The sequence below is a fragment of the Pseudoalteromonas sp. 2CM28B genome, from assembly GCF_023161935.1.
In genome coordinates, this window is record NZ_JALNTH010000012.1 from 154,008 (window position 1) to 172,570 (window position 18,563).

Consider the following 18,563-nt stretch of genomic DNA (forward strand, 5'->3'; position numbering starts at 1 on the left):
TCTAGAGATAATCCCACATTTATCGGTAATATACAATTAACATGCACTACTTTGCACCATAAATGCGTGAATGTGTTCAAAACATAGTCCACTACTTTGCATATGGCAATGATGCCCACCAGGCACATCTATTACACTCAAGTTATTGTAATATTTACTATACTTGTCTAGATTTTGTTTTACAAATGGATAACCTTTATCACCTAATATTAATTGACATGGTGCAATTAATTCTTTTATTGCACCAATACATTGCGCTTCATCAAATCGAAAACCTGAGTGATTTTTAAGCTTAGGATCAGTCGTTAACTCAAACCCACTGTGCATTTGTTTTATGTTTCTGTCCATCAACAACGCGATTAGTTCATCGTTTAAATCAGTTGTTTTTGCACGCGCTTGATAAATTTGTTGTTTTGAAGTGTATACCCGTGATTTTTTTGTACTAAACCTTGCTCGGTTTAGTATGGCATTTCTTAGCTGAGAACACACTTCATCGCTATCGGTAGTAACACAGCCTATACCTTCAATAAAAGAAACAGATTTTACGTACTCACTAAAACAACTAGCAAACAGCCCTGCTACCATAGCCCCCATAGAATGACCAACCAAGTGTACCTTCTTTAACTTAAGCGCTGTGATTAATGCATACACATCATCCACATAATCAATAAAATAGTAATGTGCTTGAGGGCTTCGCCAAGATGACAGTCCATGCCCTGGAAAATCAATGCAATACCATGTTTGCGAAGGTGCAGCACGACTCAGCATAGGCACGAAGCTAGCACAATTATCTAGCCAGCCATGCAGAGCGATAACGACGTCTTCACCGTCTCCAAATTTAATACCGTGTATATCTAAGTCATTAGCTTTTACCGAAAATGGTTGCAACGCAAACCTCAACTTTTTTATTTGGTTATGGCCATAACATACAAGAGTTAATACACAAATAATAGAACTGAACTAATAGAACACACACTTAAATTTCGAGATTTCATAACATATTCATTTATTTATCTTGCTATCGGTATACAATAATAGTCGCTATTAAAATCAGTACACTTAAAGGGTACGCACAATGAAAAAACAGTTCGGCTTATTAGCGCTTTTATGTACAACAGGAGCATTCGCTCAAACAGCGCCTAAAAATGTTATTTATATGATTGGTGATGGCATGGGTCCCGCTTTCACTACCGCTTATCGTTATTACAAAGATGACCCTACAACAAAAGAAATAGAAACAACCGTTTTCGACACTATGTTAAAAGGCATGGCGCACACTTATCCTGATGACCATACTTATGTAACAGACAGCGCAGCAGGTGCAACTGCACTTAGCAGCGGTCATAAAAGTTATAATGGCGCAATCGCTGTCGATACGACTAAAAAACCGGTTAAGACCATGCTAGAAATTGCAAAAGAGCAAGGAATGACAACAGCGTTAGTGGCTACTTCACAAATTAACCATGCAACACCTGCAAGCTTTGCCGCGCATAATGAATCAAGAAGAAATTATGATGACATCGCAAACGACTACATTGACAATAAAATTGCTGGTAAATTACCGGTTGATTTAATGTTAGGCGGTGGAACTCAATATTTTATTCGTAATGACAGAAACTTAGTCGACGAATTTAAAAAAGCAGGTTATCAATACGGTGACGATATTAAAAACTTAGGTCAAATTACACAAATCCCTGCTATTGGTTTATACGCACCTAAGGGATTACCTTTTGCGCTAGATGAAAACCCTACGAGATTAAAACAGTTAACCTCTAAAGCGTTTGATTTGCTTGATGGGCAAAACGATAAAGGCTTTTTTGTGATGATTGAAGGCAGCCAAATTGACTGGTGTGGTCACGCAAATGATATTGCTTGCGCAATGGCTGAAATGGACGACTTTGCAAAATCAATCGAAACGGCAAAAGCCTATGTAGATAACAACCCAGACACTATTTTAGTGATCACGGCTGATCACTCTACAGGCGGTTTAACCATTGGCGCGCATGGCCAATACAAATGGGGAACCGACATCATCAAAGGTGTTAAAGCCACTGCGGGTACATTAACCAAATTATTAATGGGATCAGATAACCTTAAAACGGTATGGCAAGCCAATACCCGTATTGAGTTTACAACTGAAAACGAAATTAAACTTAAGCAAGCTAAAGCCATGGGTGAAAAAACCCTTAATTTAGCGGTTAAAAGCATTATCAATGATTTAAGTTTCACTGGTTGGACAACGGGCGGACATACCGCTTCTGATGTGCAAATATTTGCCTATGGTAAAAATAGTGATGACTTTATTGGTTCACAAAACAATACTGACATAGCTAAAAAACTGATTAGTTACATAAAACAGTAATCACTGGTATAAAAATAAAAAGCCCGAATAATCTATTCGGGCTTTTTATTTGGCTAATAATTTTATAATTAAGCATATATATCAACACCAATTAAGCTTTGAACTTCAGCTCTTCGCTCTAAATTAGCAAACTCAGTGTAAGTAGAAATTGCCTTACTAACTTGCGCACTCGGTTGATCGTAAATAGTTTGGCTATATTGGGCCTCTTTGGTGTTCGCTTTTACAAACTCTTTTGCGAGTTCAAGCCCTTCGGGGCTACTCTTAACATAGTCTGTATTGGTTTTCTGTGGTATTGGCTGCTCTGATAGTCGTTCGGGCTTTGCCGTAACAACAGCAGTAGAACGCACCTTAGCAGGGATATCACCAGTAAAAAAACCAGAGCTTATAGGCAGCGACATTACGCTTCTCCAACCAACAACATGCTTAAATTATGATTTAAAATAGCTCAATATGCAAACAATACAACTTAGCGTTATTCGCGGCCTGGTAATTTTTTCCAGGTCACTGTGTCACGCACATACTTAGGCTGAGCATCGCTGGCTTTTACGCCATTACCTGCAAGGTACTGTGCATCCACTAACGCTAACATGTATTGTGCATCGGGTAGCGTAATTTCAGGGTGTACACTCACATTTGTAAATGTAGTTAATGCATCGGGATAACTTTTAAATCCAGTCCCCACGCCGATTGCTGTTTTGTTTGTGTCTATCAATGAAGCATCAAGCAGTTCAGGCTTAAAAACACGTTCTTCACCTTGAAGTGTCATCAAATTATTATTAACTTGGTATTGAGCAAAGTATATTTCCCCCATACGCGCATCAATGCTTGAATAAACCACTTCATCGCCAAATTGTTCAAACGCTTGTTGCGCCATAACCGCTAAGGTAGAAACCCCCACTAGCGGTAAATTCGTTGAATACCCAAGCCCTTGTGCTATGGCCACGCTAATACGCACACCCGTAAAGCTGCCTGGACCTTGGCCAAAGCCAATAACATCTAAATCTTTTAATTTACAATTGGCTTTATTAAGCAGCTCATCAATAAGTGGCAGAATTTTTTGACTATGCTGCTGCGGACACTCTTCAAAATGATGAAACGTTTTACCTTGATAATGCAAAACAAGCGATAAAGCCTCTGTAGAAGCGTCTAGGGCGAGAATGTTACTTTTGATCATTTTTGTACTCAATTAATATGTTTTAAAAATGTATTTGCATCTTCTAAGCTACGTGTACGGCGCATTGGCGGTAAACTCTTTAAAAATACTTGTCCATATTGGCGTGTAACTAAACGATTATCGCAAATTACTAACACACCTTTATCTTTGTTATCACGAATTAAGCGACCTACGCCCTGCTTTAAGGCAATAACCGCTTGTGGTAACTGAATATGCGCAAAGGGATCTTTTCCTTGCATTTGGCAATCCTGCATTCTAGCTTGCAAAAGCGGATCATCGGGCGCCGCAAACGGCAGTTTGTCGATAATAACACAGCTTAAAGTACTGCCTCTTACATCAACCCCTTCCCAAAAGGACGCTGTGCCGAGTAACACGGCATTACCATGACGGGTAAATTTTTCTAATATAATGCGTTTAGACATTTGCCCTTGCATGTAAACCGGATAGTCCATTTGTGTGGTTAAGCCCTCAGCCACCAAATGCATCATTCGGTAACTAGTAAATAGCACAAAACAACGCCCTTTTGCTGATTTTATGAGTTCGAGAGTTAACTTTACAATCGCATGCGGCATATTATCGGCGTGCGTTTCAGGTAAATAGCGCGGCAAGCACAAAAGCGCCTGATTTTCATAATCAAATGGACTGTCTACCATCATACTTTGCTTTGGTTTTAACCCAAGGCTGGCATTAAAATGAGTGAGTTCGTTGTCGACCGATAACGTGGCCGAGGTAAACACAAACCCTGCGCCAGACTCTTTCATCATCAAAGCAAATTTAGCCGATACATTCAGCGGCGTTATATTTATGGTTAAATAGCGCCGCGTGGTTTCATACCAATAACTAAAGCCTGTTTGGGCGGTATCAAATACGCGCTCTAACTGGCCTTTAAATGCCAACACCCGCTCAAATGGGTGTTCAATTTTATCACTTCGTTCTAAGCAATGTTTTAAAACCTGGTACACAAATTCTAAATCACTAATAACGCGGTGTAATGCAGAGCAAATAAGCTTATTACTGAGCTTTTCACGCCAATCTCCGCGGCTACCGTCCACACCAAACTGCAATCTTAAATCGGCGACACTGGTTTCCAGTTTATTCAAACTTTTTCCTAATTGCAGCATGTCTGGAATTTCAGCGCGGTAAATAGCGCGTAAATCATTAATTAAATCCACCAACTTTTTAGTACTCATGGTTTCGCCAAAATAGTCGCTGGCAATTTCACTTAACTGGTGGGCTTCATCAAATATATAGGCATCTGCGTTGGGCATTAGCTCTGCAAAGCCAGACTCTTTAACCGCCATATCGGCAAAAAATAGATGATGATTAATTACGACAACGTCGGCATCCCCTGCTTTTAAACGCGCTTTACGAATATAGCACTCTTGAAAGTCAGGGCACTCTTTACCTAAACAGTTATCTGCAGTAGAGCTGACATATGGCAACACTTTGGCATCTTCTTCAATACCAATACAGTCGGCTAAATCGCCGGTATGCGTTTCACTGGCAAATTTAGCAACCATAGCAAGTTGGTGCATTACATCAGGGTCGTCTGTGGGTACGTGTGCAACATGTTGGGTAAGCCGATAAGTGCATAAATAATTGGCACGCCCTTTTAACAATGCCGTTTTTTTAGCCGCGCCTAAGGCTTTTACTAACACTGGTAAATCACGATGATACAGCTGTTCTTGCAGTGCTTTAGAACCGGTTGAAATTATTGTTTTGCCTTTAGATTTGAGGGCTGGCGCTAAATAAGCAAAGGTTTTACCTGTGCCAGTACCGGCCTCAACAACAAGCTGGGAACTTGTTTTTAATGCATCCTCAACAGCCACAGCCATATCAATTTGAGGTTGGCGTGGTGAGTATCCATCTATTGATAAAGCCAAAGGCCCGGTTGCACTAAACAGCTGTTTGATAATACCAATCACTTTATAAAAAATAATAGCGGGATTCTACGTAAGCTATTGACGAAGGGCAAGCCAAATAGCGTGAGAATTTGGCCTTTAAAGGGGCTTATGTCCCTGTTAATTATTGTGCATTTATAGTTAACTTAATGCCACTTGCATCATGATAGCCTTTAACATCTATATGCCATATACCTGCCTGGGTTGCAGAAACAGTGCAACTTTCTGAGTTGCCGTTTATATGGCCTACACACAAATTGTGTATTTGAAGATGCGCACCGAAATTTAAATACAAATCAGCATCGCCGCTTCCGCCTGAAATAGCAACGTTTATGGAGGCATAACCCGCGGCTAAACGTTGTTCAAAACGCTGCCAATCACCTGTATTTACGCTAATGTTATCTTCTACGCGATTGATAGGCTCTAAAGCGCCTGCTGGCTCAAAACTGCCTGTCAAAGAGACATTATTAATTGCGCTGTATGCCTCAACCATGACATAGTAAGTGCCTTCATTGCTGGTTGGAATGTCGCAACGCTCACTACTTGTGGCAGAGGTATTTTTACAGTCGTAATCAGTTAACGTGGGCGCCTGATTATTTTTAATGTCTAAATCGGCATCGCCATTATCACCTGAGGTTTCAAAGCTTAAGTTTTGCGCTCCTTTTGGTACATTCAATGTATAGATAAGCTGCTCTTTAGCAGTGGCATTGATACCAGAAATTGGTTCACCATTGACTAACTCATTATTATTTGGCGGAGTGACATCACCGGCATTTTTTGCCAATTCAGCAACAAAGCTAACGGCTAAGTTAGCAAATTTAATTGCATGATCAGCGTCAAAATTACTGTCGTTTTGTGTATGTATCAGTGGGTTAATGTCATTCATTTTTGATTCAAATGGCATTGAGGTCGCAAACCCTTGTTGATACCAAGAAGCATGATCGGAGCAACCATAACCACATTGTTCAAAGCCATAACTAATTTGTGGTAAATAGGTGTCTATCAGCTGGGCTAAAAATTGGTTTTGAGCATTGGTGGTGTAATCCGTCATCATAATAATATCTTCGATACTGCCGTTATTGTCACATTAATATTAGACTCAGTTCTGTTGATAGGCGTTACCCCACCATTATCACCTGAGTAACTACCCGTTAATGATACGCCAGATATCGCACTCCATGCTTCAACCATTACATGGTAAGTTCCGGCTTGTGCATTACTTATGTTACAGCTTTTCGTACTAGTAGATGTTGTGCTATTACAGTCGTAGCTATTTAAAGTCGGTCGGCTGGCAAATTTAACGTATAAGTCTGCATCACCTGAGCCGCCAGTAGTATTAAACTGAAGATTTATCGCGCCAGCGGGAACATCCAAAGTAAAGAATAGTTGCTCTTTGTCTGCGCCGCTGATACCCGTGCGGGTTACCCCTATTGGTTAACGCTTCATCGTCGGTCGGTGGTGGTGTAGCACAATCACTTCCTGAGCTAAGATTTGAATTAACGCCTACCGCAGCCAAAGCGGCTTTTACATCATTAGGTCATAATTTAAATCACAGGCTGCATCCATCACACCGTTACCGGCTAAATCCCAGCCTACACCCGCACTCCAATATAGTTGGTTAGCACGTGCCATTACGATAAAGGCTTTTTGTGTATCCCAACCCGGCGTGGTTGCTAAATTATAAAATGCCTTGTTATAAACCCCTGAACTATAATGCACGTCCATACCTGAATAATAGTTACTTTGGTTATCTATTGAACGGCCATCTTGGGTAGCATTATTCATATAACGCAGGGCACCATTACCTTTAAAAATATCCTTTGCGACTAGCCAATAGGACATGTAAATGGATACGCAGAAGAGCTACTTGTTCCGCCATTTAAATTAAAAGTGCGAACATTTGCGTTATTTATGCTACAAGTATTACCTGATTGACTAACATCTAGGCTGTCAAAATCAGTTCCATATAAATACTTGCCTGTTTTTAGATTACCCCCAGGGCATGTTGCAGGTTATCGTAACTAAGCAAGACCTCACCGGTATTAGCATAAATGATCAGGTATGGCCTTGATGGTGACTTGCCATAAGTAACATAAGACACTTCATAAACTAAATGCGCCTTATTTTGATCGTCAACCCAGATAGCAAGTCTGGATTGCTCATTATGTTTTTTTAAGCCTACTGATTTTGCAGCTATACCCGTTTTAGACCCTTTTAAAATCGCATCTTTTATTGTCAATTTAGCCGATACATCAGATAAATCTTCCTCAATGTTATATACAGCTGCGCCGTGGTCTTTTTTAAGCATCCCAATATTAAATATTAAGCTGACCGTATCACCAATGACAGGAATGCCCTGATACGTTTGTTGATAGCGGTGGGTTACTTCTCCGTTATTGCTAGTAAATTCTTTTAATACAACTAATTCGTTCCCTACACTCAACCCAATCAACTGATTTGGACTTACTGATAACAAGGAAGTAGGCCACAAACTTAAACAACGAAAATAAACATTTAATTTACAATAATTTAAAGAACACTGCTTTAACTAATGAAGGCCAGAGATAACATTTCGTATACATATATTTACATAAGACAGACAGCAAAAAGCATTAGATTTTAAAATCACACGCTTTATTGTTAATCACTAATCGACTGCTCAATGAGTATGTAGTTGCAAAGGAAAATACTTTACCTGTTGAGCTTTAAAAGAGGGGTAATCTATTTTAAATGGGTAGGGAGTAGCTTTAAAAACACGCAGTTCATAACCATGCACCACTACTTGCTATGTTTAAACAAATTTGCTTTTATTGAGGGCGATTTAAACTTGAGGCAATAACGGCATCGCCAATCACTTGTACTAAGCCCATGTATCTAAATGGGGTTTGTCGTCATCTTCTTCAGCGGTTTTATTGCGCGATTTATTTTCGTCAAACGCCAGCTTATGTTGCTTTTCTACTTCTCTTTTTTTACGCTCTTCTAACTCGACTTTTTTGGCACTGGCACTTTGTTGAACCCCAGCAACATGAAAAGCCCCTTTAGATTCAAGCGTTAAACGCGTAATAGGCCCTAAATAAGGGATCATTATATCCATGCTTGCCTCCATTGAATTGAACGTAATTTAATCACTATAAAACTGTTGATAAATAAAGCAAACCTTTAGTTACTATCGACAGTTATAAGATATTCTTTAATTAAAGAATATTTTTCTTGCCATGCTATTGGTTAATGTGTTTTTATGAATGCGAAATTTATTAAACAAACAGCAGCTAAGCGTTAACATAATAACGAATAGCTAAACAGGATAAAAAATGCACAACACTCTGACAGCAGTACATCACCACCATCATTCATCGGAATAACCTGTCAGGTCTTTCGCTGAGAGGTTGTTCCTAAAAGGAAACCTCTGGCGAATCAACATACCAAGATTCATTTTCGCCCTGAGGTTTCCCCTCGGGGTTTTTAGTTTTTAAATTAAAGGAAAATGAGTAATGAATAATAGTAATCGTCTTCGTATCGCCATCCAAAAAGGCGGCCGCCTATCTAAAGATTGTCAAGATCTGCTTAAACAACTGGGTGTAAAACTCAACCTTCGTGAGCAGCGCCTTATAGCACACTCAACCAACATGCCTATTGACGTATTACGTGTGCGCGATGACGATATCCCGGGCTTAGTTATGGACGGTGTATGTGATTTAGGTATTGTTGGCGAAAACGTATTAGTTGAAGTACAAGCAGAAAGAGAGCGCCAAGGCGTTCCAAGCGAAGTAACTAAATTATCAAAATTAGACTTTGGTTACTGTCGTCTTGCACTTGCATGGCCACAAGAACTAGGCAAGCAAGACAAAAGCTGGTTTGAAGGCAAACGTATTGCAACCACCTACCCTGAAATTTTAAGCCAATATTTAAAACGCGAAGGCATCAACGCCAGCACTGTAATGCTAACTGGCTCTGTTGAAGTAGCGCCGCGTGCTGGTCTTGCTGATGCCATTTGTGACTTGGTATCAACAGGTGCAACCCTTGAAGCCAATGGCTTGATGCAGGGTGATACCATTTTAGAGTCAAACGCCTGTTTGATTCAAAACACCCAACTGCAAGATGCTGGCAAACTCGCGCTTATCAATAAATTGATGCCGCGTTTACGTGGTGTTAAGCAAGCCAAAGAAAGCAAATACATCATGTTACACGCACCAAAAGACAAGCTGGATGAAATTTGTGAAATTTTACCAGGCGCTGGTCAACCTACATTACTTGCCCTTGCAGGTAATGATGAATATGTCGCCCTACACATGGTGAGTAGCGAAACGTTATTTTGGGAAACCATGGAGCAGCTTAAAGCACTCGGCGCGAATTCTATTTTAGTTATGCCAATTGAAAAAATGATGGAGTAACAGCCATGCTTCGTTGGAATGAAGAATCATCACAGGTTCAAGCAGCGGCGCTGATGCGCCCTGCTGTATCAGCGAGTGAAAAAGTAGAAAGTATTTGCCAAACTATTTTGGCAAAAGTAAATGCGCAAGGCGATGCAGCATTACTGGCGTTAGCAAAAGAGTTTGATAACCGAGCTGAGCCGCGTTTACGTGTTCCACTTGATGAAATTAATGCCGCTGAGAAAATGCTAAGCCCTGAACTTAAGTATGCAATTGACACCGCTTATGCAAATGTAAAATGTTTTCACCAAGCGCAACTGCCTAAAGATATTAAGTTATCGACTCAACCGGGCGTTGAATGTGAACTGAAATATCAAGCCATCGAAGCGGTCGGTATTTATGTACCTGGGGGCAGTGCCCCATTGCCATCGTCAGTTATAATGCAAGGTGTATTGGCGCAGTTAAGCGGTGCAAAAACCGTGGTACTAACTACCCCCGTACAAGGCGATAAAGCAATAAACCCTGCTATTTTATATGCTGCTAAATTATGTGGTATCACCACTATTATTGAAAGCGGTGGTGCAGGCGCGATTGCTGCAATGGCCTACGGCACTGAATCAGTACCTAAAGTGAATAAAATTTTTGGCCCAGGTAATAGCTTTGTGACTATGGCAAAGCAGTTAGTTGCACAAACAATTCCAGGAATGGCGATTGATATGCCAGCAGGTCCATCTGAAGTATTAGTGATAGCAGATGAACGAGCAAATCCAGAGTTTATTGCGGCCGATTTATTATCGCAAGCAGAGCACGGTGCCGACTCGCAAGTTATTTTATTGTGTAACAGCGAAACTATTATTAAACAAACACAAGACGCGCTTACTCGTCAATTAGCTAACTTAAGCCGAAAAGACACCGCTGAACAAGCGCTGGCCAATTCGTCACTTATTTTAGTGGATTCAATAGCGCAAGCATTTGATGTATCAGCGCAATATGGGCCAGAGCATTTAATTTTACAGCTGGCAGATGCAAGCCCGTACCTTGATTCGGTTAAAAATGCAGGTTCAGTATTTGTTGGCGACTACACACCAGAATCGGCTGGCGATTATGCATCGGGTACTAACCACGTATTACCTACTTACGGTTATAGCGCGACATACTCAAGCTTAAACTTGCTTGATTTTTTCCGCACATACACAGTACAAACTATTAGTAAAAGTGGCTTAACTGAGCTTTCAAAAGCTATTTTACCACTGGCAGATGCCGAAGGCCTTGATGCCCACGCTAATGCGGTTTCAATTCGTTTAGAGGCAATAAAAAATGAGCAATGAGAGCGCCCAAGCACCTGGCTTATTACCTGATAATATTGCAGCGCTTGCTGCTTACAGCTCGGCTAAAAGTGAAAAGTTAACAGGCACAACGTGGCTCAATGCCAACGAAAGTCCGTATGCTAAAAACCTTGAGCTGAGTATTGAAGATTTAAATCGCTATCCCGATCCACAACCACAATTGGTTATTGATCGCTATGCAGCTTACACCGAGCTTAAAAGCGACAATGTCCTTATGACGCGAGGTGCAGATGAAGGCATTGAACTTTTAGTACGCACGTATTGCCAGCCAGCTAAAGATAGTATTGCGCTGTTTTTGCCTACCTACGGTATGTATAAAGTCACTGCTGATACGCACAATGTGGCTATTAACGCGCTTACTCAAGAGTTATTATTAACAGCCAATGTTGATGATATTGTCACTGCGGTCGGTAGCTCAAAACTGGTGTTTATTTGTAATCCAAATAACCCAACAGGTAGTTTAACGCCGCTAGATAAAGTAAAAGCCATTGCCACTGCGCTTGCAGGTAAAGCATTGGTGATTGTTGATGAAGCCTATATAGAGTTTTGCCCAGAGCAAAGTGCAACACAACTTATAAACGAGTTTAGTAATATTGTAGTGCTACGTACACTGTCAAAAGCGTTTGCGTTGGCAGGCCTGCGAACCGGGTTTACCCTCGCTCAAGCCAGTGTACTTGCGCCCATTCGTAAAGTCATTGCACCGTATCCGGTATCGAGCGTGGTAGCCAATATTGCAGCGCAAGCCATTGCCCCTGATGCCATTACCTCTATGCGTCGCCAGGTGAGCATTTTAAACAGCTTAAAATTAAAGCTAATAGAGTGGTTAAACGCCTCCCCTGCTGTATTAAAAATTCTCACTGGTGAAGGCAACTTTGTTACCTTAAAATTGGCCGATAAAAACAGCTTTAAAGTTGCCCTAGAACAAGGCTTAGTCATGCGAGCATTTACCTTATACGGTGAAGACGACTGGCTACGCATTTCAATTGGTAGCGATCAAGAATTAGAAAAAGTAAAAATTTGGCTCGATGGTTTAACCACCCCAACAGCCCTATCACAACAGGAAGTATCATGAGTAATCCCTATTTATTTATAGACCGTGACGGCACCATTATTGAAGAGCCAATCACCGACAAACAGGTAGATAGCCTTGAAAAGTTGGCTTTTTTACCAGGTGTTATTCCGGCATTATTACAACTACAAGCCGCTGGTTATCGCCTAATTATGGTATCTAATCAAGATGGTTTAGGCACTAACAGTTTCCCTACTGCGAATTTTGATATAGCCCAAGACAAAATGATGGACATACTCAACAGCCAAGGGATTAAATTTGATGAAGTTCTGATCTGCCCTCACTTTGATGAACAAAATTGTGACTGCCGTAAACCAAAAACTGGTTTACTTACTGAGCTTATGCGCTCAGGTAAAGTCGATTTAGCACGCTCTTTTGTGATTGGCGACCGCCAAACTGACATCGGACTTGCCAATAACTTATGCTGCGAAGGCATTTTGTATGACGGCAGCTGGGATGCCATTGTCACTAAGCTGACAACAGCAAACCGTGAAGGCCGTGTCACTCGCAACACCAAAGAAACGCAAATCGATGTGCAAGTTAATTTAGACCAAACAAAAAATGGCGAAATTAGCACTGGCCTTGGCTTTTTCGATCACATGCTGGACCAAATTCGCACTCACGCCAATATTGGCTTAAATATTAAAGCCAAAGGCGATTTACACATAGATGAGCACCACCTAGTTGAAGATATCGGCATTGCACTTGGCCTTGCCCTTAAACAAGCGCTAGGTACAAAAACGCAAATTGGTCGCTATGGCTTTGCACTCCCTATGGATGAATGTAAAGCAGAAGCGCAAATTGACTTATCGGGCCGCGCCTCGTTTGTATTAAATGCCGATTTTAGCCGTGAAAAAGTCGGCGACTTAGACGTGCAAATGGTTGAACACTTCTTTAAAAGCTTAAGTGATAATGCCGCCATGAGCCTTATTTTGTCGGTTAGCGATGGTAATTGTCACCACCAAGTTGAAGGCCTTTTTAAAGCGTTTGCAAGAGCACTTCGCGCTGCGATTGCAAAAGATGCTTCGCAACAAACAGCAAGCTCTAAGGGGTGTTTATGATTGCCATAATTAATACCGGTTGTGCCAACATTAACTCTGTTCGTTTTGCCTTTGAACGCTTAGGTAAAAATCCTGAGGTGATCACCTCACCTGAGCAACTAAAAGGCTTCGAACGTGCTATTTTACCCGGTGTAGGCCATGCTTCTGTTGCGATGAAACGCTTAAAAGACGCTGGTTGGCAGCAAGCAATTGATGAATATCAGCGCCCGCTGATGGGCATTTGTTTAGGCATGCAATTACTTTGCGACAGCACAGAAGAAGGCGATGTTGATTGCCTTGGCAAAATTCCGGGTGTTGTTAAGCACTTAGAAGTGGGCACATTAACCTCACCACATATGGGGTGGAATGACCTAAGCGTGCTAAAAGAGCATGCCCTTACCAAAGGGTTATCGGCGCAAGATCAAGTGTACTTTGTGCATAGCTTTGCGCACACAGTAAACGATGCCACCCTAGTTAGCGGTGAATACGGGCAAGCTTTTTCAGCGATAGTTGCCAAAGATAACTACGCAGGCATGCAGTTCCACCCAGAGCGAAGCGCCAAAGTAGGCACCCGACTTTTACAAAACTTTTTAGATTGGCAGCTGTAAGCGCAGCAAAAAAATAAGAGAAATAAACGTGATTATTCCAGCACTCGATGTATTACAAAACCAAATTGTGCGCTTATACCAAGGTAAGTATGATACAGCACAATTTTACCCTTTTGAGCTTGGCGCACGCTTACAAGAGTACGCAAATAGCGGCGCAGGCAAACTGCACCTGGTTGATTTAGAAGGCGCGCGCGATCCAAATAAAAAACAGTGGCAGCATATACAAGCTGCGACTAAAGCGCTTAATGTTCCCTACCAAGTGGGCGGCGGTATTCGTTCAGAGCAAGATGTTGCTGACTGGCTTGAAGCCGGTGCTAACCAAGTCGTGATTGGCTCAATGGCCGTTGAAAAGCGTGAGCAAGTAAAGGCTTGGATTGAAAAGTTTGGCAGTGAACACTTTGTTATCGCACTAGATGTTAATAAAACTGATAACGGCTGGGCACCAGCAACACATGGTTGGTTAAGTGAATCTGAGTTTGGCTTGTTCGAACTTGTTGATTTTTACGTGGCACTTGGCGTGGTTGATTTTCTGTGTACTGACATCAGCAAAGACGGCACCATGACCGGCCCTTCGTTTGCACTTTATGAAGACTTAACAAACCACAACAGCGAAATTAAAGTTCAAGCGTCAGGCGGTGTAAGCTCACTGGATGATATTGCAAAGCTGAAAAAGCTGGGCGTTGGTGGTGTTATTTTAGGTAAATCATTACTCGATGGTGCCTTTAATGTTGAGGAGGCGTTAGCATGTTATCAAAACGCATAATTCCTTGCTTGTATGATACCAGATATTTATAAGAAATAATAAAAACTAAAAAATCATAAAAACCCAATCATTTTAAGGGCTTATAGCTATAGTCAAGTAGTAAGCCCTATCCACCCCATTAGATTAATAATATAAAAAATGTAGCCTATACATCTCCAATTGACTATTATAAATAACAAGTGTCGCCTATATGTATCCTATGACAGTTAAACGCTCGTTCCCAAACGCGGTCACGTTGGAAAGTTAGATTAACTTTATCATTTATATTATTTTACTTGTTTGCTTTATCTTTGCTTCTACCTTGGCTAACCAAATCAGCGGAATAATAATTAAAGAAGATCCTATAGCCAAGCTCAGGTCCGGTATTTCATCGAACCACAGCACCCCTACAACTACAGCACCTAATAAGCCAGTGTATTCGGCACTGGAAATTTTACTGGCTTCGATTGCTCTATATACCAATACACATATACCAGCATAAATTAGGATAAAAGTGTTGGAGCCTGTTGCCGTTAACATTGGAGTCCAGTCCCAAGGTTTGCCTTCCCATAACGCCAACCCAAGTGCGGCTGGGATACCTACTAGGTTGGTGAGCATTAAAGTTTGGAACACATTATGATGCTGAGGTAATTTACGAACCAATAAATTATTTACAGCCATAGTCAATGCGACGACAAGGGCGGCAATCGCCGCCCAATTAATTTGTGTTGGTTTAACCACGATAAGTACGCCGATAAAGCCCAAAACAGCAGCAGCAATTGAGTGGCTAGTCAGCTTTTCCTGAAACAATATCATGGCTAACGGCAACATAAGCAAAGGCGCTGTATAGAAAATAGCATTTACGGTAGCTAACGGCAGAGCGCCCAGAGCGAATACCATAAATATTGCCCCTAATAACCAAATGTGGCCACGTATAAAGTGCCATTTGAGGCCAGCGAAGAGGCTTTGTTTATTACTGAATAGACAAAATGGAAGTAAAATCAGCACTGCGGTCAATTGACGAAATAATACAAATTGGTATATGGCAGTATCTGCTGGCAGAGTTTTTATCAAAGCGTCAGAAAAAACACCAATTATATTTCCGATGATAAGTAATGTCATCGCGAGTCCGACAGTTATTTTGGGCATTTCATTACTCCTGCTACATTCTAGAAAATGTCAATGGAACTGAATTAATAGAGTTACGTTTGTAAAACGGTTATATGATTAGCGTATTCCATACCTTATATGATGTATAATGTTTAAAATTTTTTTAGTATGAGCTAAATTTATAATGAAGTTGCCTCCTTTACGTGCCCTGCAATGCTTTGAAGCTGTTGCGCGACTTAATAGCTTTTCCAAAGCTGCTGAGCACCTCAATGTGACTCAAAGTGCGGTTAGTCACCAAGTTCGATTACTCGAAGACTATTTGGGTGAAACTCTGTTTAACCGACAGGGGCGTTCTTTTTCCTTGACTAAGGTCGGGGAACGTTACTTTGAAGAAGTGACTAACTCATTAGGAAATCTATCAAATGCCAGTCAAATGATACGTCACGGGGAATCAGGCAATCTTCGTTTGGCTTTATATAGCTCTGTTGCGGTGAACTGGTTGATACCGAAGTTAGAAGATTTTAGAAATCAGCACCCAGAAATAGAAATAACTTTAAATATGGTCGGGGATCAACCGGATTATAATGACCAATTTACGGATTGTTTTATTACAATGAATCCACCGGAACGTAACTTTGTCAATCAATTCATGTTTACTGAAAAACTTTATCCAGTGTGTGGAAAAAAGCTTTGGCAGCAGTTAAGAAATAAGCCTCTACCTGATTCATTATGGCAACACCCGTTATTATCAGTACAATACTCAGATACAAATGAAAGTCTTGGTGACGACTGGTTACGTTGGTGTATGAGTGGTAAATTTGAATTACCTAAAGACGTCAAAATTAATCAATTTAGTCATGTCTTACTTGCCGCTGAAGCGGCTCGATATAATTTGGGAATTACCCTCATTAGTAATTACATGATGGATGATCAGGATCGCCAGCAAAGTCTTGTGCGCATACCTATGCACGAGCTTATTACCGGAGATAAATTCTATTTTGTCTATAAGGAAACACGAGCTAGGCAACCTGATATTATGAAATTAGGTCGTTGGCTTAAACAGCAGTGCTATGAACTGGAATCAGCTTAGCTATTTAAATCAGAGTTGAAGCTAGATGAGTTCAACACGTTTATTCAACCGCAACGACACCCTAAACTAACCGACTTATGTACGAACTTAACAAGTATCACTCAACACGATGTTGATCATGCACCTTATTACCCTGAAGCAATTGGCGCTTTCCAAAAGTGGCTAGGCAATTACGATAACTACCTGTTTTGTAGCTGGGGAGAGTATGATAAACACCAATTTGAACAAGACTGTGCTTTTCATAATGTGCCATACCCTATTCCAGCTCCGCACCTAAACATTAAGAAGGAATTTTCAAAGATTCAAAAAGTACGCAAAAGACAAGGTATGGCCGGAGCGTTAAAACTTGCGAAGATTCCTCACTTTTAAAAAACTGATTGTTAATTATACTTAGGCCTATATGAGCAAGTACTAAATTGTAATTTTGGTGCTTTCTACACAATCAAACAAATTAATACAAAACTGTACAAGTAATAATAAACTTTTGAAATTAAAATGTTATTTTTTACTCATTAACTAACGGCTGCTTCTATTCAAGTAGTCAGTAGTTACTACTTTATAAATTGCATTTCAGGTAAATTTGAAAACAAACTCAATTGGCTATTTTGTAATTTTTAATTGCTTAAAAATGCCTACATTTAACAACGCACTTTTTATTTAAGGTAAGCCAAATGATCAAAACACCATGTTTTACTAAATTTAATTTAATTAGTATTACGTTTTTGCTTTTATTAGCCGGTTGCTCAGAAAGCGAAGTCACTACACAAAAACAAAACGAACCACGTGCGGTTAAACTAATAACCATAGGTGATGAGTCGGAATCAAAAACGCTCACCTACCCCGCCACTATCGACACTATAAATAGCTCAAAGCTTGCTTTTCAAGTTAGCGGAAAGCTAGAAACGCTTAATGTTATTGCCGCACAAAATGTAAAAAAAGGCGATGTAATAGCCGTATTGGAACAACGAAACTTTATTAATGAGGTTAAGTCGAGCAAAATTCAGTTTGAAACCGCCGACAATGATTATCAACGTGGTTTAAAGCTCGCTAAAGATGGGGTTATTTCGCAACGAGATATAGAGCAACTAAAATCTAAAAAAGAAGTAGCCGAATCACAGTATGACTCAGCGCAAAAAGCACTATCCGACAGTAAAATTATAGCGCCTTACGATGCCATTGTTGCTGAGGTGCCAGTAAAGCAGCTTGAGAACATAAGCGCGGGTCAACATGTTGTTACTTTATTTGGTAAAGGCGAAATGGAAGCGGTGGTAAATATTCCCGCTTCAATTGTGGCCACGGTTGACTCTAAGCAAAACAATGTAGCGTCAGTTATTTTACAAGATGTATCGACTCCCCCCATTCCAGCAACATTTAGACGTGCCAATTTAGAAGCTGACTCTGCGAGTCAAACTTATGAAGTCCGATTTGCATTTGCTGTACCAAATAACCTTAATGTATTGCCTGGCATGAATGCCAGTCTAAAAATAACCCGTGAAAGCAGCTCAAATACAACTCGTTTATTAGTGCCAACCTTTGCTATTTTTGGACAAAATGGTGAACACTTTGTATGGACAGTTGACGCTCAAACTATGCAAGCTTCTAAAACTCCCGTTACTATTGAAAATGGCATTGGAGAACAACTCATCGTCACTGACGGTTTAAGTGCTGGCGATGTAATTGTTGGTGCAGGTGCAAACTATGTAACTGAGGGTATGAAAGTACGTCCTTGGACTAAAGCATAGGAGCGCGGT

Annotated in this window: 17 protein-coding genes and 1 pseudogene; 10 read left to right on the forward strand and 8 right to left on the reverse strand. The window is 40.6% G+C overall.

Annotated elements, in window-relative coordinates; genetic code table 11:
* Positions 1 to 36 precede the first annotated feature (36 nt).
* Positions 37 to 888, reverse strand: a complete 852-nt coding sequence (locus MTN96_RS17240) for an alpha/beta fold hydrolase (protein WP_069439734.1) — start codon at positions 886 to 888, stop codon at positions 37 to 39.
* Between the two features lie 187 nt (positions 889 to 1,075).
* Between MTN96_RS17240 and MTN96_RS17245 the strand changes: the two genes are divergently transcribed.
* A complete protein-coding gene (locus MTN96_RS17245) occupies positions 1,076 to 2,362 on the forward strand; it encodes an alkaline phosphatase (RefSeq protein WP_248532312.1) in 1,287 nt (428 codons plus the stop codon).
* Positions 2,363 to 2,430: 68 nt separating this feature from the next.
* Here the strand turns inward: MTN96_RS17245 and MTN96_RS17250 are convergent, their stop codons facing one another.
* The 6 genes and pseudogenes from MTN96_RS17250 to MTN96_RS17275 all read right to left on the reverse strand — a co-directional run bounded on the left by MTN96_RS17250 (position 2,431) and on the right by MTN96_RS17275 (position 8,531).
* The gene (locus MTN96_RS17250; RefSeq protein WP_013463304.1) at positions 2,431 to 2,760 is read right to left on the reverse strand and encodes a hypothetical protein; all 330 of its coding nucleotides are present in this window, start codon (positions 2,758 to 2,760) and stop codon (positions 2,431 to 2,433) included.
* Positions 2,761 to 2,834: 74 nt separating this feature from the next.
* Positions 2,835 to 3,536: a tRNA (adenosine(37)-N6)-threonylcarbamoyltransferase complex dimerization subunit type 1 TsaB gene (gene tsaB, locus MTN96_RS17255; protein ID WP_248532314.1), complete on the reverse strand. Its 702-nt coding sequence runs from the start codon at positions 3,534 to 3,536 to the stop codon at positions 2,835 to 2,837.
* A gap of 8 nt (positions 3,537 to 3,544) precedes the next feature.
* Entirely contained in the window at positions 3,545 to 5,461 is a 1,917-nt protein-coding gene (locus tag MTN96_RS17260) for an ATP-dependent DNA helicase (protein ID WP_013463302.1), read from the reverse strand.
* 100 nt (positions 5,462 to 5,561) lie between these two features.
* Entirely contained in the window at positions 5,562 to 6,491 is a 930-nt protein-coding gene (locus tag MTN96_RS17265; protein WP_248532316.1) for a pre-peptidase C-terminal domain-containing protein, read from the reverse strand.
* Positions 6,492 to 6,520: 29 nt separating this feature from the next.
* A pseudogene (locus MTN96_RS17270) lies at positions 6,521 to 7,916 on the reverse strand (pre-peptidase C-terminal domain-containing protein); the annotation flags it as partial.
* A gap of 381 nt (positions 7,917 to 8,297) precedes the next feature.
* Complete coding sequence (locus MTN96_RS17275; protein WP_036984009.1) at positions 8,298 to 8,531, reverse strand: hypothetical protein; 234 nt, start codon at positions 8,529 to 8,531, stop codon at positions 8,298 to 8,300.
* Positions 8,532 to 8,928: 397 nt separating this feature from the next.
* Here MTN96_RS17275 and hisG point away from each other — a divergent pair, with 397 nt between their 5' ends.
* Genes hisG through MTN96_RS17305 form a run of 6 tightly spaced genes read left to right on the forward strand, consistent with a single transcriptional unit; the run spans position 8,929 to position 14,633 of the window.
* On the forward strand, positions 8,929 to 9,828 hold the full coding sequence (hisG, locus tag MTN96_RS17280) for an ATP phosphoribosyltransferase (protein ID WP_248532318.1): 900 nt from the start codon (positions 8,929 to 8,931) through the stop codon (positions 9,826 to 9,828).
* Between the two features lie 5 nt (positions 9,829 to 9,833).
* Positions 9,834 to 11,135 carry a histidinol dehydrogenase gene (hisD, locus tag MTN96_RS17285; protein ID WP_036984007.1) on the forward strand — a complete coding sequence of 434 codons (1,302 nt, stop codon included), beginning with the start codon at positions 9,834 to 9,836 and terminating at the stop codon, positions 11,133 to 11,135.
* On the forward strand, positions 11,125 to 12,225 hold the full coding sequence (gene hisC, locus MTN96_RS17290) for a histidinol-phosphate transaminase (protein ID WP_248532328.1): 1,101 nt from the start codon (positions 11,125 to 11,127) through the stop codon (positions 12,223 to 12,225). The genes hisD and hisC overlap by 11 nt, the downstream gene beginning before the upstream one ends.
* Positions 12,222 to 13,283, forward strand: coding sequence for a bifunctional histidinol-phosphatase/imidazoleglycerol-phosphate dehydratase HisB (gene hisB, locus MTN96_RS17295; RefSeq protein ID WP_248532331.1), 1,062 nt, complete (start codon positions 12,222 to 12,224; stop codon positions 13,281 to 13,283). The genes hisC and hisB overlap by 4 nt, the downstream gene beginning before the upstream one ends.
* Positions 13,280 to 13,870 carry an imidazole glycerol phosphate synthase subunit HisH gene (gene hisH / locus MTN96_RS17300; protein WP_214552826.1) on the forward strand — a complete coding sequence of 197 codons (591 nt, stop codon included), beginning with the start codon at positions 13,280 to 13,282 and terminating at the stop codon, positions 13,868 to 13,870. Before hisB ends, hisH begins: the two co-directional genes overlap by 4 nt.
* Before the next feature lie 28 nt (positions 13,871 to 13,898).
* On the forward strand, positions 13,899 to 14,633 hold the full coding sequence (locus MTN96_RS17305) for a 1-(5-phosphoribosyl)-5-[(5-phosphoribosylamino)methylideneamino] imidazole-4-carboxamide isomerase (RefSeq protein WP_036984003.1): 735 nt from the start codon (positions 13,899 to 13,901) through the stop codon (positions 14,631 to 14,633).
* Positions 14,634 to 14,894: 261 nt separating this feature from the next.
* On the opposite strand, the gene MTN96_RS17310 is transcribed toward MTN96_RS17305, so the two are convergent.
* Entirely contained in the window at positions 14,895 to 15,761 is an 867-nt protein-coding gene (locus tag MTN96_RS17310; RefSeq protein WP_138626473.1) for a DMT family transporter, read from the reverse strand.
* A 145-nt stretch (positions 15,762 to 15,906) separates the two neighbouring features.
* Here MTN96_RS17310 and MTN96_RS17315 point away from each other — a divergent pair, with 145 nt between their 5' ends.
* The 3 genes from MTN96_RS17315 to MTN96_RS17320 all read left to right on the forward strand — a co-directional run bounded on the left by MTN96_RS17315 (position 15,907) and on the right by MTN96_RS17320 (position 18,554).
* Positions 15,907 to 16,812: a LysR substrate-binding domain-containing protein gene (locus tag MTN96_RS17315; protein WP_005492610.1), complete on the forward strand. Its 906-nt coding sequence runs from the start codon at positions 15,907 to 15,909 to the stop codon at positions 16,810 to 16,812.
* Between the two features lie 15 nt (positions 16,813 to 16,827).
* Positions 16,828 to 17,181, forward strand: a complete 354-nt coding sequence (locus MTN96_RS37310; RefSeq protein ID WP_374275466.1) for an exonuclease domain-containing protein — start codon at positions 16,828 to 16,830, stop codon at positions 17,179 to 17,181.
* A 302-nt stretch (positions 17,182 to 17,483) separates the two neighbouring features.
* Complete coding sequence (locus tag MTN96_RS17320; RefSeq protein ID WP_248532332.1) at positions 17,484 to 18,554, forward strand: efflux RND transporter periplasmic adaptor subunit; 1,071 nt, start codon at positions 17,484 to 17,486, stop codon at positions 18,552 to 18,554.
* Positions 18,555 to 18,563 lie beyond the last annotated feature (9 nt).